We start from the raw sequence: 22,676 nt of genomic DNA, 5'->3' as shown, positions 1-22,676 counted from the left end.
ACTGGATTCAGTCGTTCATCGCGCCACGGATCCGGTCACGGTAGGGCCGGACGGCCTCAATGTCCTCCTCGGGCGCATCGGCCATCGCCTTCATCCCTGCCATGGCCTGCTCCATCTGCTGGCGCATGCGCTTGCGCTGCTGCTCGGAGATATTGGGGTTGTTCTCCATCTGCTCCATCATGGCGCCCATTTCCGCCTGCATGTCGCCACGATTGTGCTTTTTCAGCTCCATTGCCGCCATGGCGCGCATAATGCGGTCGCCTGTATCCGCCCAGTCTTCGGGGCGCTGGAACCCGTGATCGGAGACCGCGGCCGCGAACTCATCGTGCATCTCATGGTCACGCATCTTCTCTACCATCATGCGCATGGGCCGGAATTCGCCCTTGCGCATGGCCTGTTCCTGGATCTCCTGGCCCATGTCCCCGAACATGTCCGTGTTCTCAACCTGCTCGCCCAGGCTCTCCAGATCCTCGAGGCTTGCAAGAAAGCGCTCAATGCGATCATCAGAAAGTGGCTGCGCCATTGCCGGCAGAGCCACCAGAAGCAGCACAATGGCTGCGCAGAAAGTGTTCAGAGGCCTGATCATCATCCGTTTCTCCCAAAAAGGATCCGTAGAGCTGAATTGTGAAACCTAAACCGGAAGACGGCAACAGCACTCGTGCGGCAACTTCCCCCTTCTTTTCGAACACCCCGGCCGGCTCAGACCAACCGTTCCGGTGAAATCTCCCCTGTGGAGGAACAGCCCGCAAGTCCCATGGTCAGCTCAAAGTCCGTTTTCAGGTTGCGCAGTACCTCACGCACGCCGTCCTCACCGTTGAGTGCCAGGCCATAGACCCAGGGGCGACCCAGCCCCACCGCAGTGGCTCCCAGCGCCAGCGCCTTGAATACATCCGCACCACCGCGGATGCCGCTGTCCAGAATCACCGGCACGCGGCCCTGCACCGCCTCCACCACGCGGGGCAGCATCTCGAAGCTTGATACAGCACCGTCCACCTGGCGCCCCCCGTGGTTCGAGACAATGACGCCATCCATGCCGTAATCCACCGCCATACGGGCATCCTCAGGGTGCAGGATGCCCTTGAGCAGAATGGGAAGACGGGTATGCTCGCGCAGCATGGCGAGATCGTCCCAGGTCAGCGAGGGCCGTGAGTAGGTGTTGATGAACTCCTGGACCGCCGCCCTCGCCTTGCCGGAGCGAAGTCCCTCCAGGGTACTTCCGGGCCAGGACTGGGCCACTTCCCGGAGGACTTTCAGCGTTTCCATGGTCACCCTGGGTTTGGGGGCATCGTCCCCCCCCTCCTGGATTGCCTGTTCGAGGCGCTTCAGGAAGACCGGGTCACTGGTGTACTGGGCAATGCCCTTACCGCGCAGGAACGGCAGATAGGCCAGGTCCAGGTCACGGGTGCGCCAGCCCAGCATGGTGGTATCCAGGGTCACCACAATGGCCTCACACCCTGCTTCCTCGGCCCGGGTAACCAGACTTTTCACAAGGTCGTCGGACTTGCTCCAGTAGAGCTGGAACCAGCGCGGGCCGTCGCCCATGGCGCCGGCAACATGCTCCATGGGCTGGGAAGCCTGGTTCGAGAAGATCATGGGCACGCCTTCCGAAGCCGCCGCACGACCCACGGTTGCATCACCGTCCGGATCCACCATTTCCAGAACGCCTATGGGGCTCAACAGGAAGGGGCTGGGCAGGCGCCTTCCGAAAAGCGTTACGCTGGTATCACGTTCGGAGACATCGTTGAGCATGCGCGGCAGGATGCGACGCTGGCCGAATGCCTCACGGTTGCTGTCCATGGTGTGCTCATGCCCGGCGCCACCCGCGATGTAGGCAAACGCCTCCGGCGCAAGCGCCCGCTCGGCGCGCACCTCGAGCTCATCGTAATCCACGGGGACCATCGGGCGGTCACCACTGAGTCCGTTGAGATAGATCTCACGCTGGCGATCCAGGGTCGGACTGACCGTTTCCTTGTTCTTGTCATTCATATAAGGGCTGCTCAGCTGGTATGGTTTCGCGGTAAACCTTCAAAATACCACCTGACCAGCCACCTGCAAGAGGACCCGTTTTGCTGGAATCCACTGTCGGCTTTCTGAATACCATCTTCTGGAACTACATCCTTGTGTACGGGCTGCTGGGCGTGGGCGTGTTCTTCACCATCCGCCTTGGCTTCCTGCAGTTCGTCAACTTCGGCGAGATGATCCGCGCCATCCGCGGCTCCCGCCAGAGCGACAGGTCCGGCATATCGCCCTTCCAGGCCGTCTGTACGAGTCTTGCCTCGCGCGTGGGCACAGGCAACCTGGCCGGTGTCGCGGTGGCGCTCTACCTGGGCGGTGCCGGCGCCATTTTCTGGATGTGGATGGTGGCGCTGGTCGGCATGGCCACCGGCTATGCCGAGAGCACCCTCGCCCAGCTCTACAAGGTGCGGGATGAGCAGGGCCAGTATCGCGGTGGCCCGGCGTTCTACATGGCCCGTGGTCTGAACGCCCCCTGGGCCGGAGTGATCTTCGCGCTCTGCCTGATCCTGTCCTTCGGGCTGGTGTTCAATGCCGTGCAGTCCAATGCCATCGCCACGGCGGTTGAGGGTGCCTTCGGGATCAACCAGGGGCTGGTCGGCATCATTGTCGCTGCGGTCGCAGGCCTGGTGATCTTCGGCGGACTGCGTTCAATCGCCCGCTTCGCCGAACTGGTCGTCCCCGTCATGGCCGGCCTCTACGTTCTCCTGGCCATAGGGATCATGATCGTGAACATCACCGAGGTGCCCGGCATCCTGGCGAGCATCGTCCAGAATGCCTTCGGCTTCGGCGAGGCTGCCGGTGGCGCGGCCGGCTCCATCACCGCCGCCATGCTCAACGGGATCAAGCGTGGCCTGTTCTCCAATGAGGCCGGCATGGGCTCGGCGCCGAACATTGCCGCCACCGCCACACCGGTCCCCCACCACCCATCGTCCCAGGGTCTGATCCAGGGTTTTGCGGTCTTTATCGATACCATTGTCATCTGCACCGCCACCGCGGTCATGATCCTGCTTTCGGGGGTTATGGAAGGCGGCACCGATGTCACTGGCGCGGAACTCACCCAGGTTGCCATGGAGAGTCATCTCGGAGACCTGGGCGGTGAATTCATCGCCATCGCCATCATGTTCTTCGCGTTCACCTCCATTGTCGCGAACTACTCCTATGCGGAGAACGCGCTGGTCTACCTTGGCGCCCAGTCACGCGCCTGGCTCTACGCCCTGCGCGGTGCAGCACTGGCGATGGTGATCTGGGGCGGCTACCAGGCGGTGATCACTGTATTCAATACGGCGGACGCCTCCATGGGACTTATGGCCACGGTGAACCTCATCGCCATCGTCTTCCTCTCGGGCACCGTGGTGAAGCTGACCAGGGACTATCTCGCCCAGCGGAAGCAGGGGCGGATACCCCACTTCCAGCTCAGTGACTATCCGGAACTCCAGGATCGTGTGGACGGAGAAATCTGGAAGTGATCAGGAGGCCAGCGCCTGCCACAGCAGACGCAGTGCCAGCAGCGTCAGGATGATGCTGAACAGTCGCTGGAACGTATGATCGCCCATGCGGTGAACCAGGTGCAGCCCCAGCCGGGTACCCACGAGGCCGCAGGCGATCATTCCGCCCACCCAGGGTAACCACTCGGGAAAATGGAAACCGGCCAAACCGAATACCAGCGCCTTGGGGAGGTGCTGCATCGTCATGGCGCCGGAGAAGGTCGCGATGGTGCGGAAACGGTCCTCATGGAGCTGCTTGATAAACGCAGCCACAAGCGGGCCCGTGGCACCAACAAACAGCGTGATGAAACTGGTCACCGTGGAGGCCAGCAGTATGCCCGTGCGCCCAAGGGCGGCAGCGGGCAGTGATGGCCCCCAGCACAGGAACAGGATGAACCCGGCAATGGTTACCTGCCATAGCTGCTCCGGCAGACGCACCAGTACCAGGGCGCCCGCGAGCATGCCGAGGATGACCCCGGGGGCGAAGGCGGCCAGAGCCCCCCAGTCCGCCCGGCGCCAGGTCATGGCGAAGCGCCCGGTATTGGAGCCCAGCTGAACCAGTCCATGCACCGGTATGATCGCCACTGGAGGCAACCACAGCGCCATCAGGGCAAGCAGCAGCACACCACCGCCGGCCCCCAGGGCCGCTGTGATCATCGAGGTCACCAGGGAGGCGGCCAGCAGCAGACCCGCGGTCAGCGGATCCAGCGCTGCCGGCAGAAAAACGTCGATCATGCCCGTTCGTCAGGCGCCAAGACCGTCCAGTGCTTCGGCGAGCCAGTCAACCGTGCGATCGATGTTACGCAGCTTATCCAGCCCGAACAGGCCGATCCGGAAGGTCTTGTAGTCCTCGGGCTCATCACAGGCCAGCGGCACACCGGCTGCCGTCTGCAGGCCCTGCTCAATGAAACCGCTGCCCTTGTGCAGGTCATCACGCTGCGTATAGAGAACGACCACACCCGGCGCCTCGAAGCCCTCGGCGGCAACACTGACGAACCCGCGCTCGGCGAACAGTGCCCGGACGCGGCGTCCCAGTTCTTCCTGGCGCTCGCGCGTGACATCCAGACCGTCGTTGACGGTTTCGTTCATAGCGTCCCGGAAATCCTTGAGCGCATCCGTGGGCATGGTGGCGTGATAGGCATGGCCACCGCCCTCATACGCCTGCATGATCTGGTGCCATTTCTTCAGGTCACAGGCGAAGCTGCTGCTGGTGGTCGCCTCCAGGCGCTCCAGGCCTTTATCGCTGAGCATGACCAGGGCCGCACAGGGCGAGGCACTCCACCCCTTCTGCGGTGCACTGATAAGCACATCCACGCCGATGGCCTTCATATCCACCCAGAGTGCACCCGAGGCCACACAGTCCAGCACGAAGATTGCGCCAACCTCATGCGCCGCGCCCGCAACCTGCTTCAGGTAATCCTCGGGCAGCCGCATGCCGGCGGCTGTCTCCACGTGAGGAGCGAACACCACCTCGGGTTTCTTTTCACGGATGGAGGCGACCACTTCCTCCACGGGCGCCGGACGGAACGGAACCTGGCTGCCCGACTCCAGCTGACGGGCTTTGTGGACGGTCGTTTCCGAGGCAATACGCCCCGCGTCCAAGATCTGGCTCCAACGGTAGCTGAACCAGCCGTTGCGCACGACCAGGCAGCGCGCATCGTTGGCGAACTGGCGTGCCACCGCCTCCATGCCGTAGCTCCCGCCCCCGGGCACCACGATGGTGGCACTGGCGTTGTAGACGCTTTTCAGAGTACCTGAAATGTCATTCATAACCCCCTGAAATTCCTTGCTCATATGGTTCAGGGAACGGTCGTTGAACACAACGGAATATTCCAGAAGCCCTTCGGGATCAACGATCGGGATCTGCTTTGACATGGTTCAGACACTCCTCAGTCCAGTTTGGAAAGGGCCTATTTCTAACATCTTCCGGCATCGGCCTCCACCAATCGCGGCCAATGGCCGCTCCCACAGGGACAGACTCTGGCTTTTCCGCAAGGGTCGGAGCCGTTAGAATGCGCGCTGTCCGCTGCGGAGAGGTGGCAGAGTGGACGATTGCACCGGTCTCGAAAACCGGCGACCGTGTAAGCGGTCCGAGGGTTCGAATCCCTCCCTCTCCGCCACTATCAAAGCCCTCCGACGGTGGGTTTTGATAGTGGCAGAGCGGGCGGACGAGAACCCTAACGGTTCGACCGAAGCCTGCCATCGGCAGGCTGAGGAACGCCTTCGCCAAGCGAAGGCGGCCCCGAAGGGGTGAGGCCCAAAGGGCCTCATAATCCCTCCCTCGGCCAGCACTCCCCACGCCATCTCTTTCAGTTCTGCCTCAACGCCACATTCCTACCGTGAACCAACCGCCAACACGGACTATCCTTTTCCGGTGCCCCCAAACCAGCAAAGGCCTTGAGGTTCATGCTCCATTCCCTGCTGACACGAACCCCACTCGCGGTCATCGTCATTGCGCAACTGTTCGGCACTTCCCTCTGGTTCAGCGTCAACAGCGTCGCGCCCGCACTGGCGGAGGCCGTGGGCCTCAGTGAAAGCGAACTCGGAATCCTGACCATGGCCGTTCAGGCCGGTTTTGTGACGGGCACCCTGATCATCGCCATCAGCGGCCTCGCGGACCGCATCCGGGCCAGCCGGCTCTTTGCCATCGCCGGGGTCATGGGGGCCCTCATCAACGCCGCCTTTATCCTGATTGCCGCGGACCTCTACCTGGCGACGGCGGCACGTTTCTTCACGGGCCTTTGCCTCGCCGGTATCTATCCCATGGGCATGAAGCTGGTGGTCAGTTGGACACCCCGCTATGCCGGTGCGGCCCTGGGGTGGCTTGTGGGCATGCTGACACTGGGCACTGCCCTTCCCCATCTGCTCCGGGGTGCGACCTTTGAACTCCCCTGGCAATGGCCCCTGCTTCTGGCTTCCGCCCTGGCCGTGGTGGCCGCAGCCCTGATCCACAGTCTTGGAGATGGTCCGCATCTGCCCACCGCGTCCCCTGGCATCCGCCCCGGTGCCGGCATAAAAGCCTTCGTCCAGCGCAATTTCCGGGCCTCGGCTTTCGGGTACTTCGGCCACTGCTGGGAGCTCTACGCCTTCTGGACCCTGACACCGTTCCTCGTCACCAGGGAACTCGAGCGCCTTGGCTCCGACCCGGCGCTCACGCCCTGGGTCGCATTCCTGATCATCGGGCTCGGATTACCGGGCTGCGTCCAGGGTGGCCGCATGAGCCGATGGCTGGAAAGTTTCAACGTGGCCCGGGGTGCGTTAGCGGTGTCCGGCGCACTCTGTCTCTTCTATCCGCTTCTCGGCACCGCGCCCCCACTGCTTCTTCTGGCGCTGTTGGCCGTCTGGGGCACTACGGTGATTGCTGACTCACCGCAGTTCTCAGCCCTGGCCTCGGCAACCGCCCCCAGGGAGAACGTGGGCGCGGCCCTGGCGATCATGAACGCCGTTGGTTTCGCGGTCACGATTCCCGCCATCGCGCTCACCACCAGCCTCTGGGCAAGCCAGTCCCTGCATGTACTGTGGTGGCTGTTGCCCGGGCCGGTACTCGGCCTTCTGACCCTGCATCGCATGAACCGCCGGGATCTGCACGAAATCTAGTTTGTCCGCTCAGCCCTGACGCTCGCCCATACGGCGTGCAATCCACCAGCCAGCCGCCATGGCAGCCACGAACGCCGCCAGAGGCCCGGTCAGGCCGCTGATCGACGCAACCGCTGGCCCTGGGCAGTAGCCCGAGAGCCCCCACCCAATACCAAAGAGGGCAGCGCCGCCCAACAGCCGCACATCCAGGTCCTCGCGGGTAGGAATGAAGAAGTGCGGCTCCAGTCTGGGGGCGCCCATCCGCCAGACCAGGCGATAGCCAATGAAGCTGGTCACCACGGCACCTCCCATGACGCCGATCAGCGTCGGATCCCAGGCACCGGCAACATCCAGAAAGCCGAGAACGCGCTGGGGATCGGTCATACCACCAACAGCAAGCCCGAGACCGAACAGAAGCCCCGCGACAAGACCCGCCAGTACCTTCATGCGCCACCTCCAAGCAGATGCCTTACAATGAACACCGTTGCCATGCCGCAGGCCAGGAACACCAGGGTCGCCATGATCGAGCGGGTGGAAAGGCGTGCCATGCCACAGACACCATGACCACTGGTACAGCCCGCACCGAGCCCCGTGCCCAGGCCCACAAGCAGACCGGCCACGACCATAACGGGCACGCTGGCCACCGGCGCACCGATCGCCCCTTCAGCCACACCCGCCACGTTGCCCCACTGGGGCGCCACCAGGGTAAGCATAAGCGGCCCAAGCACCAGTCCCAGCACAAAGGCCCCCTTCCAGAGGCGTTCACTGCTTACGGGCTCGTAGAGCATTCCGGAAACGATGCCACTGATCCCGGCGATCCGGCCCATCATCCCCATGAGAAAAACGGCGGAGGCGCCGATGAGAACGCCTCCGGCCACACCATTGAGAAGACTTGCTGTGTCCATCAAGAGTACCCTGTCGGTTTCTATGACTTTTTTATATTAGATTATAATAATATAAAAGAACCCAATACGGGAAGGCTCTTGCCTGGATAGCCTCTCGCCATTGCAGGGAGACCAGCTGGTGTGGATGATTCAGGCATAGTCCATCACAAACCCCGGTTACATGGATCTCGACACCCCGGAAGCCATCCACCAGTTTGTTCACGCGTTCTATGGGCGCCTGCTTCAGGACCCCGTCATGGCACCCGTCTTCCTGGAAACCGCGGGCATCGATCTGGATCATCACCTGCCGACCATCGAAGCCTACTGGCGCAAGATGCTGCTGGGCGAGCGCGGGGCGTACACGCGGAACATGGTTGCCAAACATGAGGCTGTTCACGCGAAGCAGCCGCTGGAACCCGAACACTTCGAGCGCTGGGGCGACCACTTCCATGCAACCCTGAATGAGCGCTTCGACGGACCCTATGCGGATCGGGCACACCGGATTGCCGACCGGATCCTCACCAACCTCAGGGCCTGGCTTCTCGAACCTCAGGAAGCGTAGAGCCGGGCCGCCTCCTCCGTGACCATGGCGTGGCGCCGTGCGAGCGCCTGGCGATCGTCGTCGTAGCCGCCGGCGATCACGGTGGCCACTGGGGTGCCGCGCTGTTTCAGGGTTTCCAGTACCAGCGCCTCCCGCTGGCGGATGCCTTCAAGGCTGACACCCAGACGCCCCAACGGGTCTCCGGCATAGATGTCCACCCCTGCGGCGTACAGCACCAGGTCGGGCTGCCACCGGTCCAGCTGTGCGTGCAGGCAGTTGGATACCTCGTTCAGGTAGTCATCGTCCTCCAGCCCGTCCGGCAGGGCTACATCCACGTCGCTCAGGGCCTTGGTGAAGGGGAAGTTGCGACCACAGTGGATGGAACAGGTGATGGCTCGGGGCTCATCCGCCAACAGGCGGGCAGTGCCATCGCCCTGATGCACGTCGCAATCGAAGATCAGGATCCGCTCCAACCGATTCCGTTCAAGCAGCACATGGGATGTCACAGCCAGGTCATTGATAATGCAGAACCCAGCCGCGACGTCATACTGGGCGTGATGGGTCCCCCCTGCCTGATGGCAGGCAACGCCGTAATGCAGTGCCAGCTGCGCTGCCAGGACCGTGCCCGCCGGTGAGGTAAGGGTTCGCCGCACCAGCCCTTCGCTCCAGGGCAGGTTCACACGCTTGAGTTCCCGGGAAGTCAGGCCATTGTTACGGAACCGTTCAATGTAATCCGGACTGTGCACTGCATGCAGCCACTCCTGCCGGCACCGCCCCGGTCTGAAACGGTTCCCGGAACAGGCGATCCCGGCTTCATTGAGATGGTCCATGAGCAGGCCGAACTTGCTCATGGGAAACCGATGCGACCCCGGGAACGGGAAGCTGTAGCATGGGTGATGGATGATCGGAATCAAAAGACGACCTTTCAAATCGGGACCGTCTAACTGTATAAGGGGACCGGTATCCTGCCAACCTGAAAGAGGATCGGACGTGAGCCGACGGTTGAATTATCGGCATCTGCACCATTTCTGGGTCGTGGCCCGGGAGGGCTCGATCGCCCGCGCAGCGGAAGCGCTGGATCTCGCACCACAGACACTCAGCAGTCAGATAAGCACGTTCGAGGCGGACCTTGGAACCCGCCTGTTTGAGCGCCGGGGCCGCCGTCTGGTCATGACGGACACCGGGCACAGGGTCTTCCAGTATGCTGACCCGATGTTCCGCACTGCGGAGGAACTGGAGGCATGGCTTGACGACGCGCAGGCGGCACCGGCCCGTAAGCTGCGGGTTGGCATTGTGGCCTCAATCCACAAGCTGTTTGCCTACCGGGTTATCGCTCCTGCGCTGGAAACCCCCACACCCATCACGCTCAGATGCCGCACCGGAACCCCGGAGGACCTCACCAGCGCCCTCGCACGCCACGAGTTGGACGTGGTGATCACCGACAGGCCGCCGGCAGGCGACGAGGATTTCCGATGGTATCTGAATCCTCTCAGCCAATCCGCCATCAGCCTGTTCGCGGAACCAGCACTGGCGCAGCGTCTGGCCCCGGGATTTCCGGACAGCCTGGATGGGGTTCCCTTTCTTGCCAGCGCCCTGGAAGCGCCCTATTACCAGCAGCTGATGCAGTGGTTCCGGGACCGGGGCATCTGTTTGAACGAGGCCGCGGAAATTGACGACAGCGCCCTGATCAAGGTGTTCGGTCGTGCGGGGCTTGGTGTCTTCGCGGCACCAACGGTGATCCGTGAGGAAGTCTGTCGCCAGTACCAGGTCGAGGAGATTGCCAGCATTGAAGCAGTCCGCGACCAGATCTACGCCCTCTATGGCGTGGAGGGCATGCGCCATCCCGGGATACAGGCAATCTGCTCCGGACGCTGACTATCAGATTTTTTAGTTGCAGAAACTCACAAAACCTTATTTATTCGATTCGTCAAGGAACCGATACTGTGGCTGTCACCAACAGAGGAGACCGGCCATGAAAACCATCCTCAAGTACCGCCTCGATGCCTCAGGCAACGATACCTCTCTGACACTGACCGACGGCTTCCGGGTTGTGCGTACCGAGTATATCCCCGCCGAGAAACGGGTTCACCTGTGGGTGGAGGTCCCACTGAAGGCGGGAACTCCCGAGACGCGGGTGGACTTCCGGGTCATCGCCTCGGGGCAGCCCATCGGGGATGACTTCGGATACGTCGGCACCGCGCTGGATACCCATGCTCCCGAGGCCTACCACGTGTTCAACCGTGTCGCGGAACAGGTCGCCCAGTCTTCCGGGGGTGACCATCTGGTGAGAGTTGCCTGACAGGATCCAGGGCCGCCCGGCGCGGCCCTCAGAACCAGCCGCCATCGTCGCGGTTGGCCTCGAACTCAAACTGCAGCCGCACTTCATCCCCTACCAGGTCATCCGCAACCCCATAGGTCATCCCCCAGTCACTGCGCTCAATCACAGCGTGCGCCGACAGCCCCAGCGTATAGTCACCGTGTCCGATGGGGTACTCTGCGGCCTTGTTCAGGACCACATCAAGCGTGACCGGGTTGGTCTCGCCCAGCATCGACAGATCCCCGGTCAGTTTCCCGGTGGATTCCCCGGTCATCTCAAAACCCGTGACCTCAAAGCGGATCTCCGGGTGCTCGGAAACATTCAGGAAGTCCTCGCCCCGCAGGTGCTCGTCCCGTTCCTTATGATTGGTAAACACGCTCTCCGCCTGAAAGACGACTTCGCCGTCGCTGACAGTCTGTGTCTCCGGGTCATAGACAAACTGCCCCTCCACATCGCGGAACATCCCGATCACCCGGGCATAGCCGATGTGCATGACCTTGAAGGTCATGGTGAAGTGTTCATCGTCGATGGTGTATTGTTGAGGCTCCGCAACCGCATTGCCGCCGGTCACAAGTCCCCCTGTAAGGATGCCCGCAACAAGTGCGTTACGTTTCAGTGCCATGCCTTTGCGTTTCATGCTGTCCTCCCGCCCGGTAGAGCCAGGCCAGATCCACGGTGAATGAGTACGCCAGCAGCATCAGTGCCGGCGCCAGTATCCAGACCGCAAGCCAGGACGGCGTGATCGGCACCAGGACGATCACCAGGCTGGCAATCTGCCATACACAGATGGTCTTACGCCGGAAGCTTTCGGGCAAGGGGCAATTGACCCAGGGCCAGATCCAGCCGGCGGCCACAAAGAGGTAGCGCATCAGCCCCAGCAGCATAACCCAGGGCCCGGTGATGCCGAGCCCCCAGACCGCCAGGCTGAGCGTCAGGATCAGAGCCGCGTCCACTTCCATGTCAAAACGTGCCCCGAAATACGTACTCACGCTGAAACGGCGCGCCAGGTAGCCGTCGAGACCATCCAGAATGAGGACTGCCAGCGCCAGCATAACCCAGGCCCACTGGGCGACGGCCAGAAGCTGCGGTTCAAGCAGAATGCCGGCGAGAATGACCACACCCAGCGCCCGGTAGAAAGTCACCCTGTTGGCAGGACCGATCCCCTGCTGCCCTGGGACGCCCGCCACGACCAGCCAGGCAAGCAGGGCGTACCCCGCCAATGGCAGGGCGAGAGAAACCAGCGGCATGCCCATCCACCACCAGATCCCGCCCGTAACCACAGTGAAGGGCAACGCCGTCAGCAGCAGTTCCCGACTGGCACCGGTTCGATCCGGAATTTTCTCACTGGCCATTTCTTCCCCTTTGTCGTGACCCCCGGCAGGGTCAATAATGGTCCCGAACCAATCCCAAGGCGCCCATCATGACCGCTGATCACACCCCAAGAGTACGCTCATTCTGGATCACTGGCCCAGCCCATGGGGAGATCCAGCCCACCAACCCGGACCTGGACGCCCCTGACAGCGAGCCAACGGTGGAGGTCGCCACCCTGTACACCGGCATCAGCCGTGGCACGGAGTCGCTGGTGTTCAATGGCCGCATTCCCCGCTCCGAGCATGAGCGCATGCGGGCGCCCTTCCAGGCGGGTGATTTCCCGTGGCCCGTACGCCATGGCTACAGCAACGTTGGCCGTGTGGTTCAGGGGCCCGCCGAACTGCAGGGCCGTACTGTTTTCAGCCTGTTCCCCCACCAGACGCGGTTCCGGGTACCCGCTTCCGCGGTTGTACCGGTACCCGACAATGTGCCGGCAGAGCGCGCCATCCTTGCTGCCAACATGGAAACAGCCATCAACGGTGTCTGGGACGCACAGGCCGCGGTTGGGGAGCGCATCGCGGTGGTTGGCTGTGGTGTCGTGGGGGCCCTCATGGCCTGGCTCTGCCAGCGCCTGCCGGGTGCGCGGGTAACAGCCGTGGATACAGAACCTTCCCGCCACGGCATCCTCTCGGAACTGGGCGTACGCTTTGATCCGGATCTCCAGAGTGATGACCATGACCTGGTGATCCATGCCAGCGGCAATCCGGCAGGCCTCGACCACGCCATCGCCCTTGCGGGCACCGAGGGCCGGATCGTCGAGATGAGCTGGTACGGCGACCAGCCGGTCAGTGTCACGCTCGGGGGCGCCTTCCATTCCCGCCGCCTGACTCTCAGGGCCAGCCAGGTTGGCCGCGTCAGCCCGGAACGCCGCCCCGCGTGGACCCACCGGGACCGCCTGGAACTGGCGCTGTCACTGCTCGCAAGTCCGGAGCTGGACGTACTCATTGATGGTGAAAGCGACTTCGAGGCGCTGCCCGAGACCATGACAGCGCTCTGCCGTGATGGCAGCACGGCCCTGTGCCACCGGGTGCGCTACCCGGAAAACCACTGACCCCGAGGATGCCATGTATCAGTTGACCGTCAGACAGCACATGATGATCGCCCACAGTTTCAGCGGGGAGGCATTCGGCCCGGCCCAGGCCCTGCACGGCGCAACCTACGTGGTGGATGCCACCTTTGAGAGGCCGCGGCTCGATGACAATGATCTGGTTGTGGACATTGGCCTGGCAACCCAGGTGCTCGGCGAGGTTCTGGGTGAGTTCAACATGCGCAACCTGGACGACCACCCGGATCTCAAGGGCCGCAACACCACCACCGAATTCATGGCGGGCATGGTGTTCCAGCGGATGGCCGACGCCATCAAGGCCGGCCGCCTGGGTGAATCCGCCCACGGCATCAGTGGCCTGGCGATCACCCTCAGCGAATCGCACATCGCCTGGGCCAGCTACCGTGGCGACCTCTGACCACGACCTGACGTTCATTGTCCCCGGCGACCCCGGTCAGCACACAGGCGGCTACGCTTATGTGCGGGAGCTGGCAGCGGCCCTGGAGGCAGGCGGCTGGTCCGTGCGGATCGAGGGCCTGTCCGGCCGGTTCCCGATAGCCGACGACCGAGCCCGCAAGGCCATGGAGCAGTGCCTTCGGCGCCTGCCCGACGGGGCCAGCGTGGTCATTGATGGACTGGCGCTCGGTGGCGTTCCGGAAGCGGTTGAGCCCCATTCGCAGCGGCTCCGCCTGACGGCGCTCATCCATCACCCCCTGGCCCTGGAGACAGGGCTGCCCGACGAGACCCGGGCTCACCTGTTCGACAGCGAGCGGCGCGCACTTGCAAGCATGGCCTCCGTCGTCACCACGAGCCAGAGCACGGCCCGCGAACTGGCAGCGTACGGTGTCCAGGAAGCCAGCGTGACGGTCGCGCCCCCAGGCGTTGCCATGGCGCAGTTGCCGGAGCCCCACAAGCCCCGCGACCGGGGGACCACGCTTGAACTGCTCTGCGTAGCCCACCTGGCACCGCGTAAGGGGCAGGACATTCTTGCTGCCGCCCTTGCCCCATTCGCCGGTGAACACTGGCACCTGACCCTGGCGGGAAGCACCACACGGAACCCCGACTTCACTGCCCGCCTTCGCGGGATGCTGGCCCAGTACGGCCTCACGGATCAGGTCACACTCACCGGGGAGCTGGAGGGCGAGAACCTGATCCCCCTGTGGAACCACGCCCACGGTTTCATACTGCCCGCGCGTTACGAAGGCTATGGCATGGTGATCGATGAAGCGCTTGCGGCCGGGCTTCCAGTGTTGAGCTCTGACGGCGGCGCCCTTGCCGAAACCGCCGATCGTCCCGGCGTACGCCTGCATCCAGCCGGCGATCATACGGCACTAAAAGACCATATCCACGCCTGGCTTAACCACCCGGATCAGCTTCACAGCCAGGCCCGTGCAGCCTGTGGGTCAGCCCGCAGTCTCCGGACCTGGTCCATGACTGCCCGGGAATTCGAGGGCGCCCTGAAAACCTGCCGTCCGGAACAAGGCAGCGCCGTCTTTGAGGCCGGCTGGCTTGGGCTGCGTGAGCGGGCCGACCAAAAAGCCCGCAGTGAGCGGTTAACCACCAGACTCCGGGATCGAATCGCGACACCCCAGACGCCCCTCGCAATCTGCGATCTCGGCGCCGGTACCGGATCCAACCAGCGGTACCTGACTCCCCGACTCCCTGATCCCCAGCAGTGGTTGATGGTGGAACCGGATCCCGCGCTGGCCCCCACGATCCACCAGCCCCAAATGGGCAATGGCTCAACCACCCATTGGTGGCAGAAGCAGGTTACTGCGACGAACCTGAATGAGGTCATTCCTGAGAAAGTGGACCTGATCACCGCCTCAGCCCTGCTCGACCTGATGAGCCGCGAGTGGCTCGAGGCCCTGGCGGCGACTGCCGCCCACCGCCATGCGCCCCTCCTGATGGCCCTCAACTACTGCGGCAACTTTGAGCTGCAACCTTCTGATTCAGAAGATCAATGGCTTCGAAAGACCGTCAATGAGCACCAGCACCGTGACAAGGGCACCGGCAGCGCTACCGGCCCTGACGCCACCAGGATCCTGTCCGAAGCCCTGACAGCACATGGCTTTGAGGTCCTAACCGATCCCAGCCCCTGGGAGCTGGATCACCGTGACTCCCACCTCCAGCAGGCGCTCATGGCGGGATGGTGCCAGGCTGCCCGTGAACAGGCGCCCGGGGACCAATCCGCCATTGACCGATGGCAGGCCCAGCGCAATGCCCAGGCGCGGAGCGGGCAGCTGCGGATTCGGGTGGATCACCTGGACCTGCTTGCGCTTCCACCCTCAGAAGCGCGGCAACCGTGAAGCGTTACGGTCGACTGCTGGTAAGCCTGGCATTGCTGGGGGTGGTGGCGATGACCATCCAACCCGCGGAGGTGGTTACGGTTCTGCAGCGCCTGCCCGCCTGGAGCCTGGTTGCCGCCCTTGCCCTTTCAATACCCCAGGTGGTGCTTTCCGCCCTGCGCTGGCGTTACACAGCCTATCGTCTGGGCCTTCCACTGGGTTCCAGGGAAAGCGTTGTCGCCTATTACCGGGCAACGCTGGTCAACCAGATCATGCCGGGCGGGGTGGTCGGGGATGTGGAACGCGCCTGGCGCGCCCGGCATCCGGAAGCACGCACCAGCGCGGCTGCCCACAGTGTGATGATTGAGCGCTTCTCCGGTCAGCTGGCCCTTGTGCTCACCATTACAGCGCTCCTGCTCATTACCCCGCCTTTCGCCCTCCCTGGCCCGCAACTCAGCGGGCAATGGCTATGGGGCGCTGCCCTTGTGCTGTTGCTGGCGATCGCCGCAGGGCGTCTGCCCAGGGTCCGGGATTACAGCGCCCTGCTCCGCGCGGATGTTCATACCGCCCTCCTTCGCTGGCCATCGCCGGTCATCCAGCTGGCCCTCTCCCTGGCGGTAGTGGCCACCTATTTCGCGACCCTGGCACTGCTGGATGCCGGTATCGCCACGCAACCGCTCACACTGGAAAAACTTGCTCTTCACGCCTGCCTGTTGCTCAGTATGGTACTGCCTGTGAGTATTGCCGGATGGGGGGTTCGCGAGGGCGTTGCCGCCGCCCTGTGGCCTCTGGCAGGCTTGCCCGCCAACGAGGGGGTGGCACTCAGCATTGCCTACGGGGTGGTCATCCTTCTGGGCAGCCTGCCGGGCCTTATTCCTGTGCCCGGAGGGAGCCGCCGGAGCGCCTGAGATCAAGGTCAAACAACACGTCACTGCCCAGATTCACCACCTGGGCCTCAGGCCATATGGCATCAGACAGACGGTCTACTTCAGGCAGCGTAAAGGCGGGATAGCCGCTACCTATAATCATGGGGGCGACCATCACATGCAGCCGGTCAAGCCGGCCGGCTGTCAGGAACGCTGAAACCGTGCGACCGCCGCCTTCCACGAAGACACGCCCAAGGCCGAAACACGCCAGCACTGCCAGAACCCGGTCCGGATCAATGGTCTCACTTTCCGGATCCAGGCAGGGCACGCGGGTGACCCCGGTTTCCGGGCAGGGCCGATCACACTCCGGAGTGGCATCCCCGGCCACCAGGTGGAGGGTGGGTGCATCTCCATCCGTGAGCAGGTGGTGGTCCCCGGGCAGGCGGTCCCTGCGGTCCACCACCACGCGCACTGGCTGATGTCCGGCCACACGCCTGACCGTAAGACGGGGATTATCCTCAAGTGCCGTACCAGCACCCACCACCACGGCATCGGCGATCGCCCGCAGCCGGTGCAGATGGGTCAGCCCATCATCCCCGTTAATGTAACGGGATGCGCCCGAAGCCGTGGCAATACGGCCATCCAGGCTCTGCCCCAGCTGCCCGATAACCCAGCCGTTTTCTCCGGGACACAGGGGCCGGAACACGCGCAGCAGCTGCTCTACCGGAGATGGTTCCGTATCGGTTGCGGGAACGGGCAGACTCTGCCCCCTGGCTCTCGCCTCCAGTATGTCGCCCCAGACCGTTTCGATGCTCTGCATAAAAATCCCAGCCAGCCATCCACGCTTTAGCGAATCTGTCCTGATTACGCTTGAAACCTCTTTATGGACCCCTGCTGGTCCGTACGCTCCCTTTGACCGTATATCACGGCACTCCCACTGTCTGCATGGAAAACTGCATGGATACACTCTTCTACGATGGCCAGTGCCCGCTCTGCATGAAGGAGATCCGTCTGCTGCGGCGCATTGGCGATGACCACCTGCGGCTTATCGATGTCCACGGCCTGCAGGATTCGGAGGTCTGGCCCGGTATTCCCCATGAACACCTGCTTCAGCGGCTGCATCTGCTCGATGACGAGGGCATCTACCGGACAGGACTCCAGGCAACGGTCCAGACCTGGCGTCATACGCCTTTCGGCTTCCTCTTCCGGTTGATGCTCATTCCTGGCATCCGGACACTGGCCGAAGGCGCCTACAACCGTTGGGCTGAGCGGCGCTATTGCCGGCGTTACGGATGTGCGATAGTACCCGGCAGCCATTGAACCGGAAGGACGCTGACGGCATGCTGCGACAACCCGCGCTGGCACTGGTTGGGCTGATGGCCCTGAGCATGGGATGCAGCAACGTGAACCCGTACTACGATCCGGATAAACCGCACCACACCCAATCGGGCTTCACCAACAACTACAACCCGGAGAAGCCCGGGGGTGGCGATTTCCTGCGCTGGCAGTGGAATCGCTGGTGGAACGACCTCCCCAAACCGCCGACCGAGCCCATCAAGGGCATTGAGCCGGATCTGGCGTTCATCCAGAACAACGACGATGAGGTGGCCGTGACCTGGATCGGCCACGCGACCGTCCTTCTGCAGGTGGGCGGGTTGAACATTCTCACCGATCCCCAGTTCTCCACCCGAGCATCCCCACTCTCCTTCGCCGGTCCACCCCGGCATCAACCACCCGGGGTGGCACTGGAAAACCTGCCACACATTGACGCTGTGGTGATCTCCCACGCCCATTACGACCACCTGGATTTGGCATCCGTAACGGCGCTCTATCAGCAGGACGGCGGGCCGCCGCGATTCTTTCTCCCGCTGGGCATGGACCAGTGGTTCCTCGACAACGTCACAGACGGCGACGAGTCCCACCTGACCCCCATGGACTGGTGGCAGACCCATGACTTCCGGGGTGTCACCCTCCGCTTCCTGCCGGTCCAGCACTGGAGCTCGCGCACCCCCTGGGACGAGAACGAGATGCTGTGGGGGGCCTGGGCGGTGGAACACCCGGATTTCGATTTCCTGTTCGGCGGGGACTTCGGCTATTCAAAAGATCTGAAAGACATTGGCGCCCGGACGGACGGCTACGACCTGGCCGCCCTGCCCATCGGCGCCTACGAGCCGCGCTGGTTCATGAAGAGCAACCACGTGAACCCGGAGGAATCCGTACAGGCCATGAAGGATGTCGGCGCCCGCCGGGCCATCGCCATCCACTGGGGCACCTTCGAGGGGCTGACCGATGAACGCCTCGACGAACCTCCGAAGAAGCTCGCCGAGGCGCGGGAACGAGCAGGCATCCCGGAGGCGGCGTTCCGTGTCCTCAGCCATGGAGAAACAATCCGCCCCGGGAAGGAAAAGTGAGTTCCCGGGGCGGATGAACGTGAACGGGCAGAGCCGGTGGGGCTAACGCTCGAACACGAACTCCTGGTACAGCAGCTCCTCGCACTGGCGGCGCTTCTTCTCAAGGTCCTGCTTGGAAGAACCCCCAAGGAACAACAGCGCCACCCGGTAACTGTAACTGTCCTGGTCCATCAGGTCTGACAGGCGTTGGCCGGGCTCGGCGACGACCTGGATGGTGGAGTCCGGGATGATCTCCTGTTCGATCCGGCGGACCGTCTCCTCGCTGGGAACCTGCGCCACATAGGCATCCTCCCACTCACGCAGGAAGAACTTGCCCGAGACCTCGAACTTGCCCTGACGGTGCGGGAAAGTCGGCCGGCGCCCGGCCGCCAGTTCCACGGCCACCTGATGGTGGGAACGGCCATCCACCTTCTGGAAAAGCCGGCAGTGGGACTCTGAGATGCGGGTATTGATTTCCAGCAGCCAGATCTGGTCCTTTTCCCGGTCCCAGAAATATTCGATGTTGAACGGCGCATTGTCGTAGCCGATGTGCCTGACCACCTTCTGGGTGATCTCGGTCATCCGCTCCTGCACCTCGTCCGGGAGAATGGTCGGGTACTGGTAACTGGAGAACGTGGTCAGGTTGGCCTCGCGGAAGGAGTCCACGGTGCCGTACACCTCCACTTCCCCCTTGCAGGAGAAACCTTCCTGGGTGCACTGCATGCCGCCGATGATGCTCTCGGCGATGCAGTACTCACCGCCGATCTCATCGAATTCCGGCGGCATGGTGACCATGTCGAGCAGGTAGTTGAAGGGGCCGGAGAAACGGCCGATGTTGTCCCGCACTTCCTTCATGGCCTCGTGGAACTGGCTGGCCTCGTCAATCCGGAACCCGAGGTAGGAGGAGAAGGATTTCACCGGCTTGATCCAGAACGGAAAGTCCATGACTTCAAGCACCCTGTCCAGGGCCTGCTCGTCAAACGGATTGAAGGCGGTGAACGTCGGGATGTTATCCGGAACAACCGCGCGCTGTTCAATCCGGCTCCAGTATTTGTGCTCGCATTTCAGCACGGATTCCAGGCTTGCCGACGCCAGGTCAAAGGCGTCACAGATAATAGGCACAATGGTACTTACGGGGAAATCAATGTAGTGGATAACGCCGTCCACTGCCCCTTTGTGTTCGCGGATCTGTTTCTTGGCCTGCTGGATGATGTCCTGGATCTCGTATTTCTGCTGCTCCAGGATCTGCCGCGAGTTGAGCAGTGGCACGAAGTTGTAGTGGTCGGCCATGTCGATGGTGGCCAGCATTTCCCGGTTGAAGTCGTTCAGCCCGATAACAAAGATCGTTTCCTCGGCAAACAGGTTGAACGAGCCGTTCTCATCTTCAATCTCGTGCCCCGCAAGCGCCGGGTAGTACACGCACAGCAGCTGCAGCTCGGTATGCGCCCGTACAACGTACTCCTCGTTCTGGCTGAGCGCGTACACAGCCCCGGGATTGAGGGGGTGGCGGGTACCATCCCGGATGGTTTCCACCTCGCCCTCGCCGCGGATGCAGTAGACGGTTTCCATGTGGTGCCTGTGCCAGAAACGATTCTCGGTTCCGGCCTGCATGATGGTGTCATGCAGCGAATAACCCATACGGTCATCGCGGCGGATCAGGCGCCGGCTTGAATAGTTGGGTCCTGATACAACCCGGTTGGTATCAGCAAGCTCATTAACGTGACGATAGATCATAGTTTCCTTCCCTCATCTGGATTCCGAACAGGGGCCAAGCGTGTATTCCCAGCACTGTCGATAGTGGACCCAGCCAAAATTCAGTTATGGTCACGTGGCACATAGCTGTTCCAGTTTTTTGCCACCACACGCTCATCCCCCTCATAGGCGTCCATTTCCGCATAAACGTGGAAATGGGTACGGCTTGCGGTGAGCACGGTGCGGGTTGTGACCTCCACGGACCAGTCGCCACGGGCCATTCCGCTGACACAATAAGTCTCGCCACGCATGGACTCAAAATCCTCACCCACATGGCTATACCACTCGCGCGTATCGCTCCACAGGGTGAGGTCGATCTCCTCGATCCTGAAAGTGCCGTCGTTCTTGATCACTTCCAGCGTGGATTCGTCCCGGGAGAGATCGCGTATCACTCGCCAGTTCTGTTCCGGCGCCTCAATGGCCGGGGTGGCTATCGCTGGTGCCGACTCCGGCTCCCCGAAGGCCGGCAGTTGCTCATCCGACTCGCGCGGTGGTCGCACCGGCAAACGAAGGCGGCTGCCACGCGGGTGCACGGTCAGGCAGGCGACCTCCGGCGCCGGCCAGGCGAGCGGCCAGTAGGAGGTGGAGACCGAGATCCGCAGACGGTGCCCTGCGGGAAAACGCTGGGCGATACCATTCAGTTGCACCGCCACACGATAGCGTTCGCCGGGCACCAGGGGGCTGGGCTCGCCGTGACTGTGCCGGTGGCTGAGATTGAGCATGCCGTAGGTGCTGCGGGTGGCCTTGTTGTCCGGCGCCAGGTCCGAGAGGCGGACACAGATCATTGCCTGGGGCTTGTTCGCCTCCAGCTCCAGCTCGATGACCGGCGCGCCCATGATCTCCAGGGGTTCGCTCAGGGGCTCGGTGTCGAACACCAGTGCACCGCCGTCTTCCTCGCGCTGGTCATGGGGCAGGTCCGGCGTGGCGCTGTAGGAGCACCACTTGCCCGCGAACAGGCCCAGGCTCAGGGGCGACTGGATCCATAAGGGCGTGTCACTGACCGGCGTTTCAGGATCAACCAGATGGCCCTCACTCAGACCATAGACGGTTTCATGGACATTGGACGACGGCCAACCCGGCTCCGCAATCCAGCGCCCCGGCCGCCGCGTGTACTCCGTCGCAGGGGGGACGCTGTCCTGCATCCAGACGCGGAAATCCGGCTCATCCATGATGCCCGTGTCCTTTCCCTTGAGCCAGTGATCCCACCAGCGCACGGACTCCTGCAGGAACCCGATGGCGGGCCCAGGCTTACCCATGTGCGGGTACATGTGGCTCCAGGGTCCGATCAGCCCCTTGGTGGGCACATCGAGATTGCTCAGCAGCCGGAATACGCTGTTGGAATAGCCATCGGCCCAGCCACTGACCGCCATCACCGGGCACTGCACCGCCGGGAAATCCTCGCAGATGGAGCCATGACGCCAGAAGTCGTCCCGGCGCTGATGCTCAAGCCAGTTTTCCAGCCAGAGGCCACTGTGCTCCAGCCGGTCCCGCCACATATCGCGCCACTTCTCCCCCACCAGTTCGGGATCCGGCGGAAGGCTGGTGTAGGCGAACATTGTTGACGCCCAGGAAAGGTTGTCCGTCAGCATGCAGCCGCCCATGTAGTGGACGTCGTCCGCGTAACGGTCATCGGTGGAGCAGACACTGATGACGGCCTTGAGTTCGGGCGGTCTCAGGGCGGCGATCTGCAGGCCGTTGAAACCACCCCAGGAAATGCCGATCATTCCTACTGAACCGCTGCACCAGTCCTGCTGCGCGATCCAGCGGATGATTTCCACCCCGTCATCCAGTTCCCGCTGCAGGTATTCATCCTGCAGGACACCTTCGGAGTCACCGCTGCCGCGTATATCCACCCGGATGCTGGCATAGCCGTGCCCGGCGAAATAGGGATGGTTCAGCGCGTCCCTGGAACGGGTATTGTCCCGCTTGCGATAGGGAATGTATTCGAGGATCGCCGGCACCGGACTGGTCTCGGCATCCTCCGGCATCCAGATGCGCGCCGCCAGGCGGGTACCATCGGACATCGGGATCCATACGTGTTCAAGGTGCCTGGTCGCGTGGGGAAAGGACGTAACGGTTTTCAATGCGGTTGTTTTCCTTATAGCCCGGATTTCGGGGTCATGTTGCACATGATTGTTGCAACTAT

23 protein-coding genes and 1 tRNA gene are annotated in these 22,676 nt (G+C 62.7%); 12 read left to right on the top strand and 12 right to left on the bottom strand.

Translation table 11 applies throughout. From position 1 onward, the window contains the following. Positions 1–7 precede the first annotated feature (7 nt). Both CK501_RS05955 and CK501_RS05950 read right to left on the bottom strand, forming a co-directional pair. A complete protein-coding gene (locus CK501_RS05955; protein ID WP_095616830.1) occupies positions 8–589 on the bottom strand; it encodes a hypothetical protein in 582 nt (193 codons plus the stop codon). A 110-nt stretch (positions 590–699) separates the two neighbouring features. Then, positions 700–1,986, bottom strand: a complete 1,287-nt coding sequence (locus CK501_RS05950; RefSeq protein WP_095616829.1) for a lactate 2-monooxygenase — start codon at positions 1,984–1,986, stop codon at positions 700–702. An 80-nt stretch (positions 1,987–2,066) separates the two neighbouring features. Between CK501_RS05950 and CK501_RS05945 the strand changes: the two genes are divergently transcribed. After that, a complete protein-coding gene (locus CK501_RS05945) occupies positions 2,067–3,482 on the top strand; it encodes an alanine/glycine:cation symporter family protein (RefSeq protein ID WP_233128853.1) in 1,416 nt (471 codons plus the stop codon). Here the strand turns inward: CK501_RS05945 and CK501_RS05940 are convergent, their stop codons facing one another. Both CK501_RS05940 and CK501_RS05935 read right to left on the bottom strand, forming a co-directional pair. Continuing rightward, on the bottom strand, positions 3,483–4,235 hold the full coding sequence (locus tag CK501_RS05940) for a sulfite exporter TauE/SafE family protein (RefSeq protein WP_095616828.1): 753 nt from the start codon (positions 4,233–4,235) through the stop codon (positions 3,483–3,485). It abuts the gene before it with no gap. A gap of 9 nt (positions 4,236–4,244) precedes the next feature. Beyond that, on the bottom strand, positions 4,245–5,375 hold the full coding sequence (locus tag CK501_RS05935; RefSeq protein WP_095616827.1) for an aminotransferase class V-fold PLP-dependent enzyme: 1,131 nt from the start codon (positions 5,373–5,375) through the stop codon (positions 4,245–4,247). Positions 5,376–5,530: 155 nt separating this feature from the next. On the opposite strand from CK501_RS05935, the gene CK501_RS05930 reads away from it, so the two are divergent. Then, positions 5,531–5,620: transfer RNA gene (locus CK501_RS05930), tRNA-Ser, on the top strand. A 286-nt stretch (positions 5,621–5,906) separates the two neighbouring features. Then, positions 5,907–7,097, top strand: coding sequence for an MFS transporter (locus CK501_RS05925; protein ID WP_095616826.1), 1,191 nt, complete (start codon positions 5,907–5,909; stop codon positions 7,095–7,097). Positions 7,098–7,106: 9 nt separating this feature from the next. Here the strand turns inward: CK501_RS05925 and CK501_RS05920 are convergent, their stop codons facing one another. Next, complete coding sequence (locus CK501_RS05920; RefSeq protein WP_095616825.1) at positions 7,107–7,523, bottom strand: DUF6691 family protein; 417 nt, start codon at positions 7,521–7,523, stop codon at positions 7,107–7,109. Next, entirely contained in the window at positions 7,520–7,981 is a 462-nt protein-coding gene (locus CK501_RS05915) for a YeeE/YedE family protein (RefSeq protein WP_095616824.1), read from the bottom strand. Before CK501_RS05915 ends, CK501_RS05920 begins: the two co-directional genes overlap by 4 nt. 160 nt (positions 7,982–8,141) lie before the next feature. Here CK501_RS05915 and CK501_RS05910 point away from each other — a divergent pair, with 160 nt between their 5' ends. Beyond that, a complete protein-coding gene (locus CK501_RS05910) occupies positions 8,142–8,522 on the top strand; it encodes a group III truncated hemoglobin (RefSeq protein WP_095616823.1) in 381 nt (126 codons plus the stop codon). On the opposite strand, the gene CK501_RS05905 is transcribed toward CK501_RS05910, so the two are convergent. Next, positions 8,510–9,352, bottom strand: a complete 843-nt coding sequence (locus tag CK501_RS05905) for a histone deacetylase family protein (protein WP_095616822.1) — start codon at positions 9,350–9,352, stop codon at positions 8,510–8,512. The two genes, CK501_RS05910 and CK501_RS05905, sit on opposite strands and share 13 nt — an antisense overlap. 139 nt (positions 9,353–9,491) lie before the next feature. Here CK501_RS05905 and CK501_RS05900 point away from each other — a divergent pair, with 139 nt between their 5' ends. Both CK501_RS05900 and CK501_RS05895 read left to right on the top strand, forming a co-directional pair. Then, positions 9,492–10,376, top strand: a complete 885-nt coding sequence (locus CK501_RS05900; RefSeq protein WP_198949413.1) for a LysR family transcriptional regulator — start codon at positions 9,492–9,494, stop codon at positions 10,374–10,376. 97 nt (positions 10,377–10,473) lie between these two features. Continuing rightward, a complete protein-coding gene (locus CK501_RS05895; RefSeq protein ID WP_095616820.1) occupies positions 10,474–10,800 on the top strand; it encodes a DUF7352 domain-containing protein in 327 nt (108 codons plus the stop codon). A 28-nt stretch (positions 10,801–10,828) separates the two neighbouring features. Here CK501_RS05895 and CK501_RS05890 read toward each other — a convergent pair whose 3' ends face one another. Both CK501_RS05890 and CK501_RS05885 read right to left on the bottom strand, forming a co-directional pair. Next, positions 10,829–11,455, bottom strand: a complete 627-nt coding sequence (locus tag CK501_RS05890; RefSeq protein WP_095616819.1) for a YceI family protein — start codon at positions 11,453–11,455, stop codon at positions 10,829–10,831. Continuing rightward, a complete protein-coding gene (locus tag CK501_RS05885) occupies positions 11,424–12,170 on the bottom strand; it encodes a CDP-alcohol phosphatidyltransferase family protein (RefSeq protein WP_095616818.1) in 747 nt (248 codons plus the stop codon). Before CK501_RS05885 ends, CK501_RS05890 begins: the two co-directional genes overlap by 32 nt. Before the next feature lie 68 nt (positions 12,171–12,238). Between CK501_RS05885 and CK501_RS05880 the strand changes: the two genes are divergently transcribed. From CK501_RS05880 to CK501_RS05865, 4 genes are read left to right on the top strand one after another with little or no spacing between them, the layout of a single operon-like run. After that, positions 12,239–13,240, top strand: coding sequence for a zinc-dependent alcohol dehydrogenase (locus tag CK501_RS05880; protein WP_095616817.1), 1,002 nt, complete (start codon positions 12,239–12,241; stop codon positions 13,238–13,240). Between the two features lie 13 nt (positions 13,241–13,253). Further along, positions 13,254–13,652: a 6-pyruvoyl trahydropterin synthase family protein gene (locus CK501_RS05875; RefSeq protein WP_095616816.1), complete on the top strand. Its 399-nt coding sequence runs from the start codon at positions 13,254–13,256 to the stop codon at positions 13,650–13,652. Further along, positions 13,639–15,543, top strand: a complete 1,905-nt coding sequence (locus CK501_RS05870) for a glycosyltransferase family 4 protein (RefSeq protein ID WP_095616815.1) — start codon at positions 13,639–13,641, stop codon at positions 15,541–15,543. Before CK501_RS05875 ends, CK501_RS05870 begins: the two co-directional genes overlap by 14 nt. After that, the gene (locus tag CK501_RS05865) at positions 15,540–16,430 is read left to right on the top strand and encodes a lysylphosphatidylglycerol synthase transmembrane domain-containing protein (protein ID WP_158223059.1); all 891 of its coding nucleotides are present in this window, start codon (positions 15,540–15,542) and stop codon (positions 16,428–16,430) included. The genes CK501_RS05870 and CK501_RS05865 overlap by 4 nt, the downstream gene beginning before the upstream one ends. Here the strand turns inward: CK501_RS05865 and CK501_RS05860 are convergent. Then, on the bottom strand, positions 16,393–17,208 hold the full coding sequence (locus CK501_RS05860; RefSeq protein WP_095616813.1) for a RibD family protein: 816 nt from the start codon (positions 17,206–17,208) through the stop codon (positions 16,393–16,395). The two genes, CK501_RS05865 and CK501_RS05860, sit on opposite strands and share 38 nt — an antisense overlap. A 137-nt stretch (positions 17,209–17,345) precedes the next feature. On the opposite strand from CK501_RS05860, the gene CK501_RS05855 reads away from it, so the two are divergent. Together CK501_RS05855 and CK501_RS05850 are read left to right on the top strand one after the other, a co-directional pair. Next, positions 17,346–17,708 (top strand): thiol-disulfide oxidoreductase DCC family protein, encoded by a 363-nt coding sequence (locus tag CK501_RS05855; RefSeq protein ID WP_233128852.1) that lies wholly within the window; start codon positions 17,346–17,348, stop codon positions 17,706–17,708. 20 nt (positions 17,709–17,728) lie between these two features. Beyond that, complete coding sequence (locus CK501_RS05850) at positions 17,729–18,799, top strand: MBL fold metallo-hydrolase (protein ID WP_095616811.1); 1,071 nt, start codon at positions 17,729–17,731, stop codon at positions 18,797–18,799. A gap of 42 nt (positions 18,800–18,841) precedes the next feature. Here the strand turns inward: CK501_RS05850 and CK501_RS05845 are convergent, their stop codons facing one another. Next, complete coding sequence (locus CK501_RS05845; protein WP_095616810.1) at positions 18,842–20,512, bottom strand: ectoine synthase; 1,671 nt, start codon at positions 20,510–20,512, stop codon at positions 18,842–18,844. A gap of 80 nt (positions 20,513–20,592) precedes the next feature. After that, positions 20,593–22,614, bottom strand: a complete 2,022-nt coding sequence (locus CK501_RS05840; RefSeq protein WP_408607569.1) for a CocE/NonD family hydrolase — start codon at positions 22,612–22,614, stop codon at positions 20,593–20,595. Positions 22,615–22,676 lie beyond the last annotated feature (62 nt).

Origin of the sequence: Halovibrio salipaludis, assembly GCF_002286965.1 — a bacterium.
GTDB lineage: Bacteria > Pseudomonadota > Gammaproteobacteria > Pseudomonadales > Oleiphilaceae > Halospina > Halospina salipaludis.
The sequence above is the reverse complement of the archived record's forward strand: the minus strand, read 5'-3'. Positions and strand labels throughout refer to the sequence as shown.

What these genes read in the sequence shown, in the direction of transcription:
- CK501_RS05880 (WP_095616817.1), top strand. Translation starts at nt 12,239, where the DNA reads ATGACCGCTGATCACACCCCAAGAGTACGCTCATTCTGGATCACTGGC.
- CK501_RS05925 (WP_095616826.1), top strand. Translation starts at nt 5,907, where the DNA reads ATGCTCCATTCCCTGCTGACACGAACCCCACTCGCGGTCATCGTCATT.
- CK501_RS05890 (WP_095616819.1), bottom strand. Translation starts at nt 11,455, where the DNA reads ATGAAACGCAAAGGCATGGCACTGAAACGTAACGCACTTGTTGCGGGC.
- CK501_RS05915 (WP_095616824.1), bottom strand. Translation starts at nt 7,981, where the DNA reads ATGGACACAGCAAGTCTTCTCAATGGTGTGGCCGGAGGCGTTCTCATC.
- CK501_RS05950 (WP_095616829.1), bottom strand. Translation starts at nt 1,986, where the DNA reads ATGAATGACAAGAACAAGGAAACGGTCAGTCCGACCCTGGATCGCCAG.
- CK501_RS05905 (WP_095616822.1), bottom strand. Translation starts at nt 9,352, where the DNA reads ATGAGCAAGTTCGGCCTGCTCATGGACCATCTCAATGAAGCCGGGATC.
- CK501_RS05955 (WP_095616830.1), bottom strand. Translation starts at nt 589, where the DNA reads ATGATGATCAGGCCTCTGAACACTTTCTGCGCAGCCATTGTGCTGCTT.
- CK501_RS05940 (WP_095616828.1), bottom strand. Translation starts at nt 4,235, where the DNA reads ATGATCGACGTTTTTCTGCCGGCAGCGCTGGATCCGCTGACCGCGGGT.
- CK501_RS05910 (WP_095616823.1), top strand. Translation starts at nt 8,142, where the DNA reads ATGGATCTCGACACCCCGGAAGCCATCCACCAGTTTGTTCACGCGTTC.
- CK501_RS05885 (WP_095616818.1), bottom strand. Translation starts at nt 12,170, where the DNA reads ATGGCCAGTGAGAAAATTCCGGATCGAACCGGTGCCAGTCGGGAACTG.
- CK501_RS05895 (WP_095616820.1), top strand. Translation starts at nt 10,474, where the DNA reads ATGAAAACCATCCTCAAGTACCGCCTCGATGCCTCAGGCAACGATACC.
- CK501_RS05850 (WP_095616811.1), top strand. Translation starts at nt 17,729, where the DNA reads ATGCTGCGACAACCCGCGCTGGCACTGGTTGGGCTGATGGCCCTGAGC.
- CK501_RS05920 (WP_095616825.1), bottom strand. Translation starts at nt 7,523, where the DNA reads ATGAAGGTACTGGCGGGTCTTGTCGCGGGGCTTCTGTTCGGTCTCGGG.
- CK501_RS05855 (WP_233128852.1), top strand. Translation starts at nt 17,346, where the DNA reads ATGGATACACTCTTCTACGATGGCCAGTGCCCGCTCTGCATGAAGGAG.
- CK501_RS05935 (WP_095616827.1), bottom strand. Translation starts at nt 5,375, where the DNA reads ATGTCAAAGCAGATCCCGATCGTTGATCCCGAAGGGCTTCTGGAATAT.
- CK501_RS05875 (WP_095616816.1), top strand. Translation starts at nt 13,254, where the DNA reads ATGTATCAGTTGACCGTCAGACAGCACATGATGATCGCCCACAGTTTC.
- CK501_RS05845 (WP_095616810.1), bottom strand. Translation starts at nt 20,512, where the DNA reads ATGATCTATCGTCACGTTAATGAGCTTGCTGATACCAACCGGGTTGTA.
- CK501_RS05860 (WP_095616813.1), bottom strand. Translation starts at nt 17,208, where the DNA reads ATGCAGAGCATCGAAACGGTCTGGGGCGACATACTGGAGGCGAGAGCC.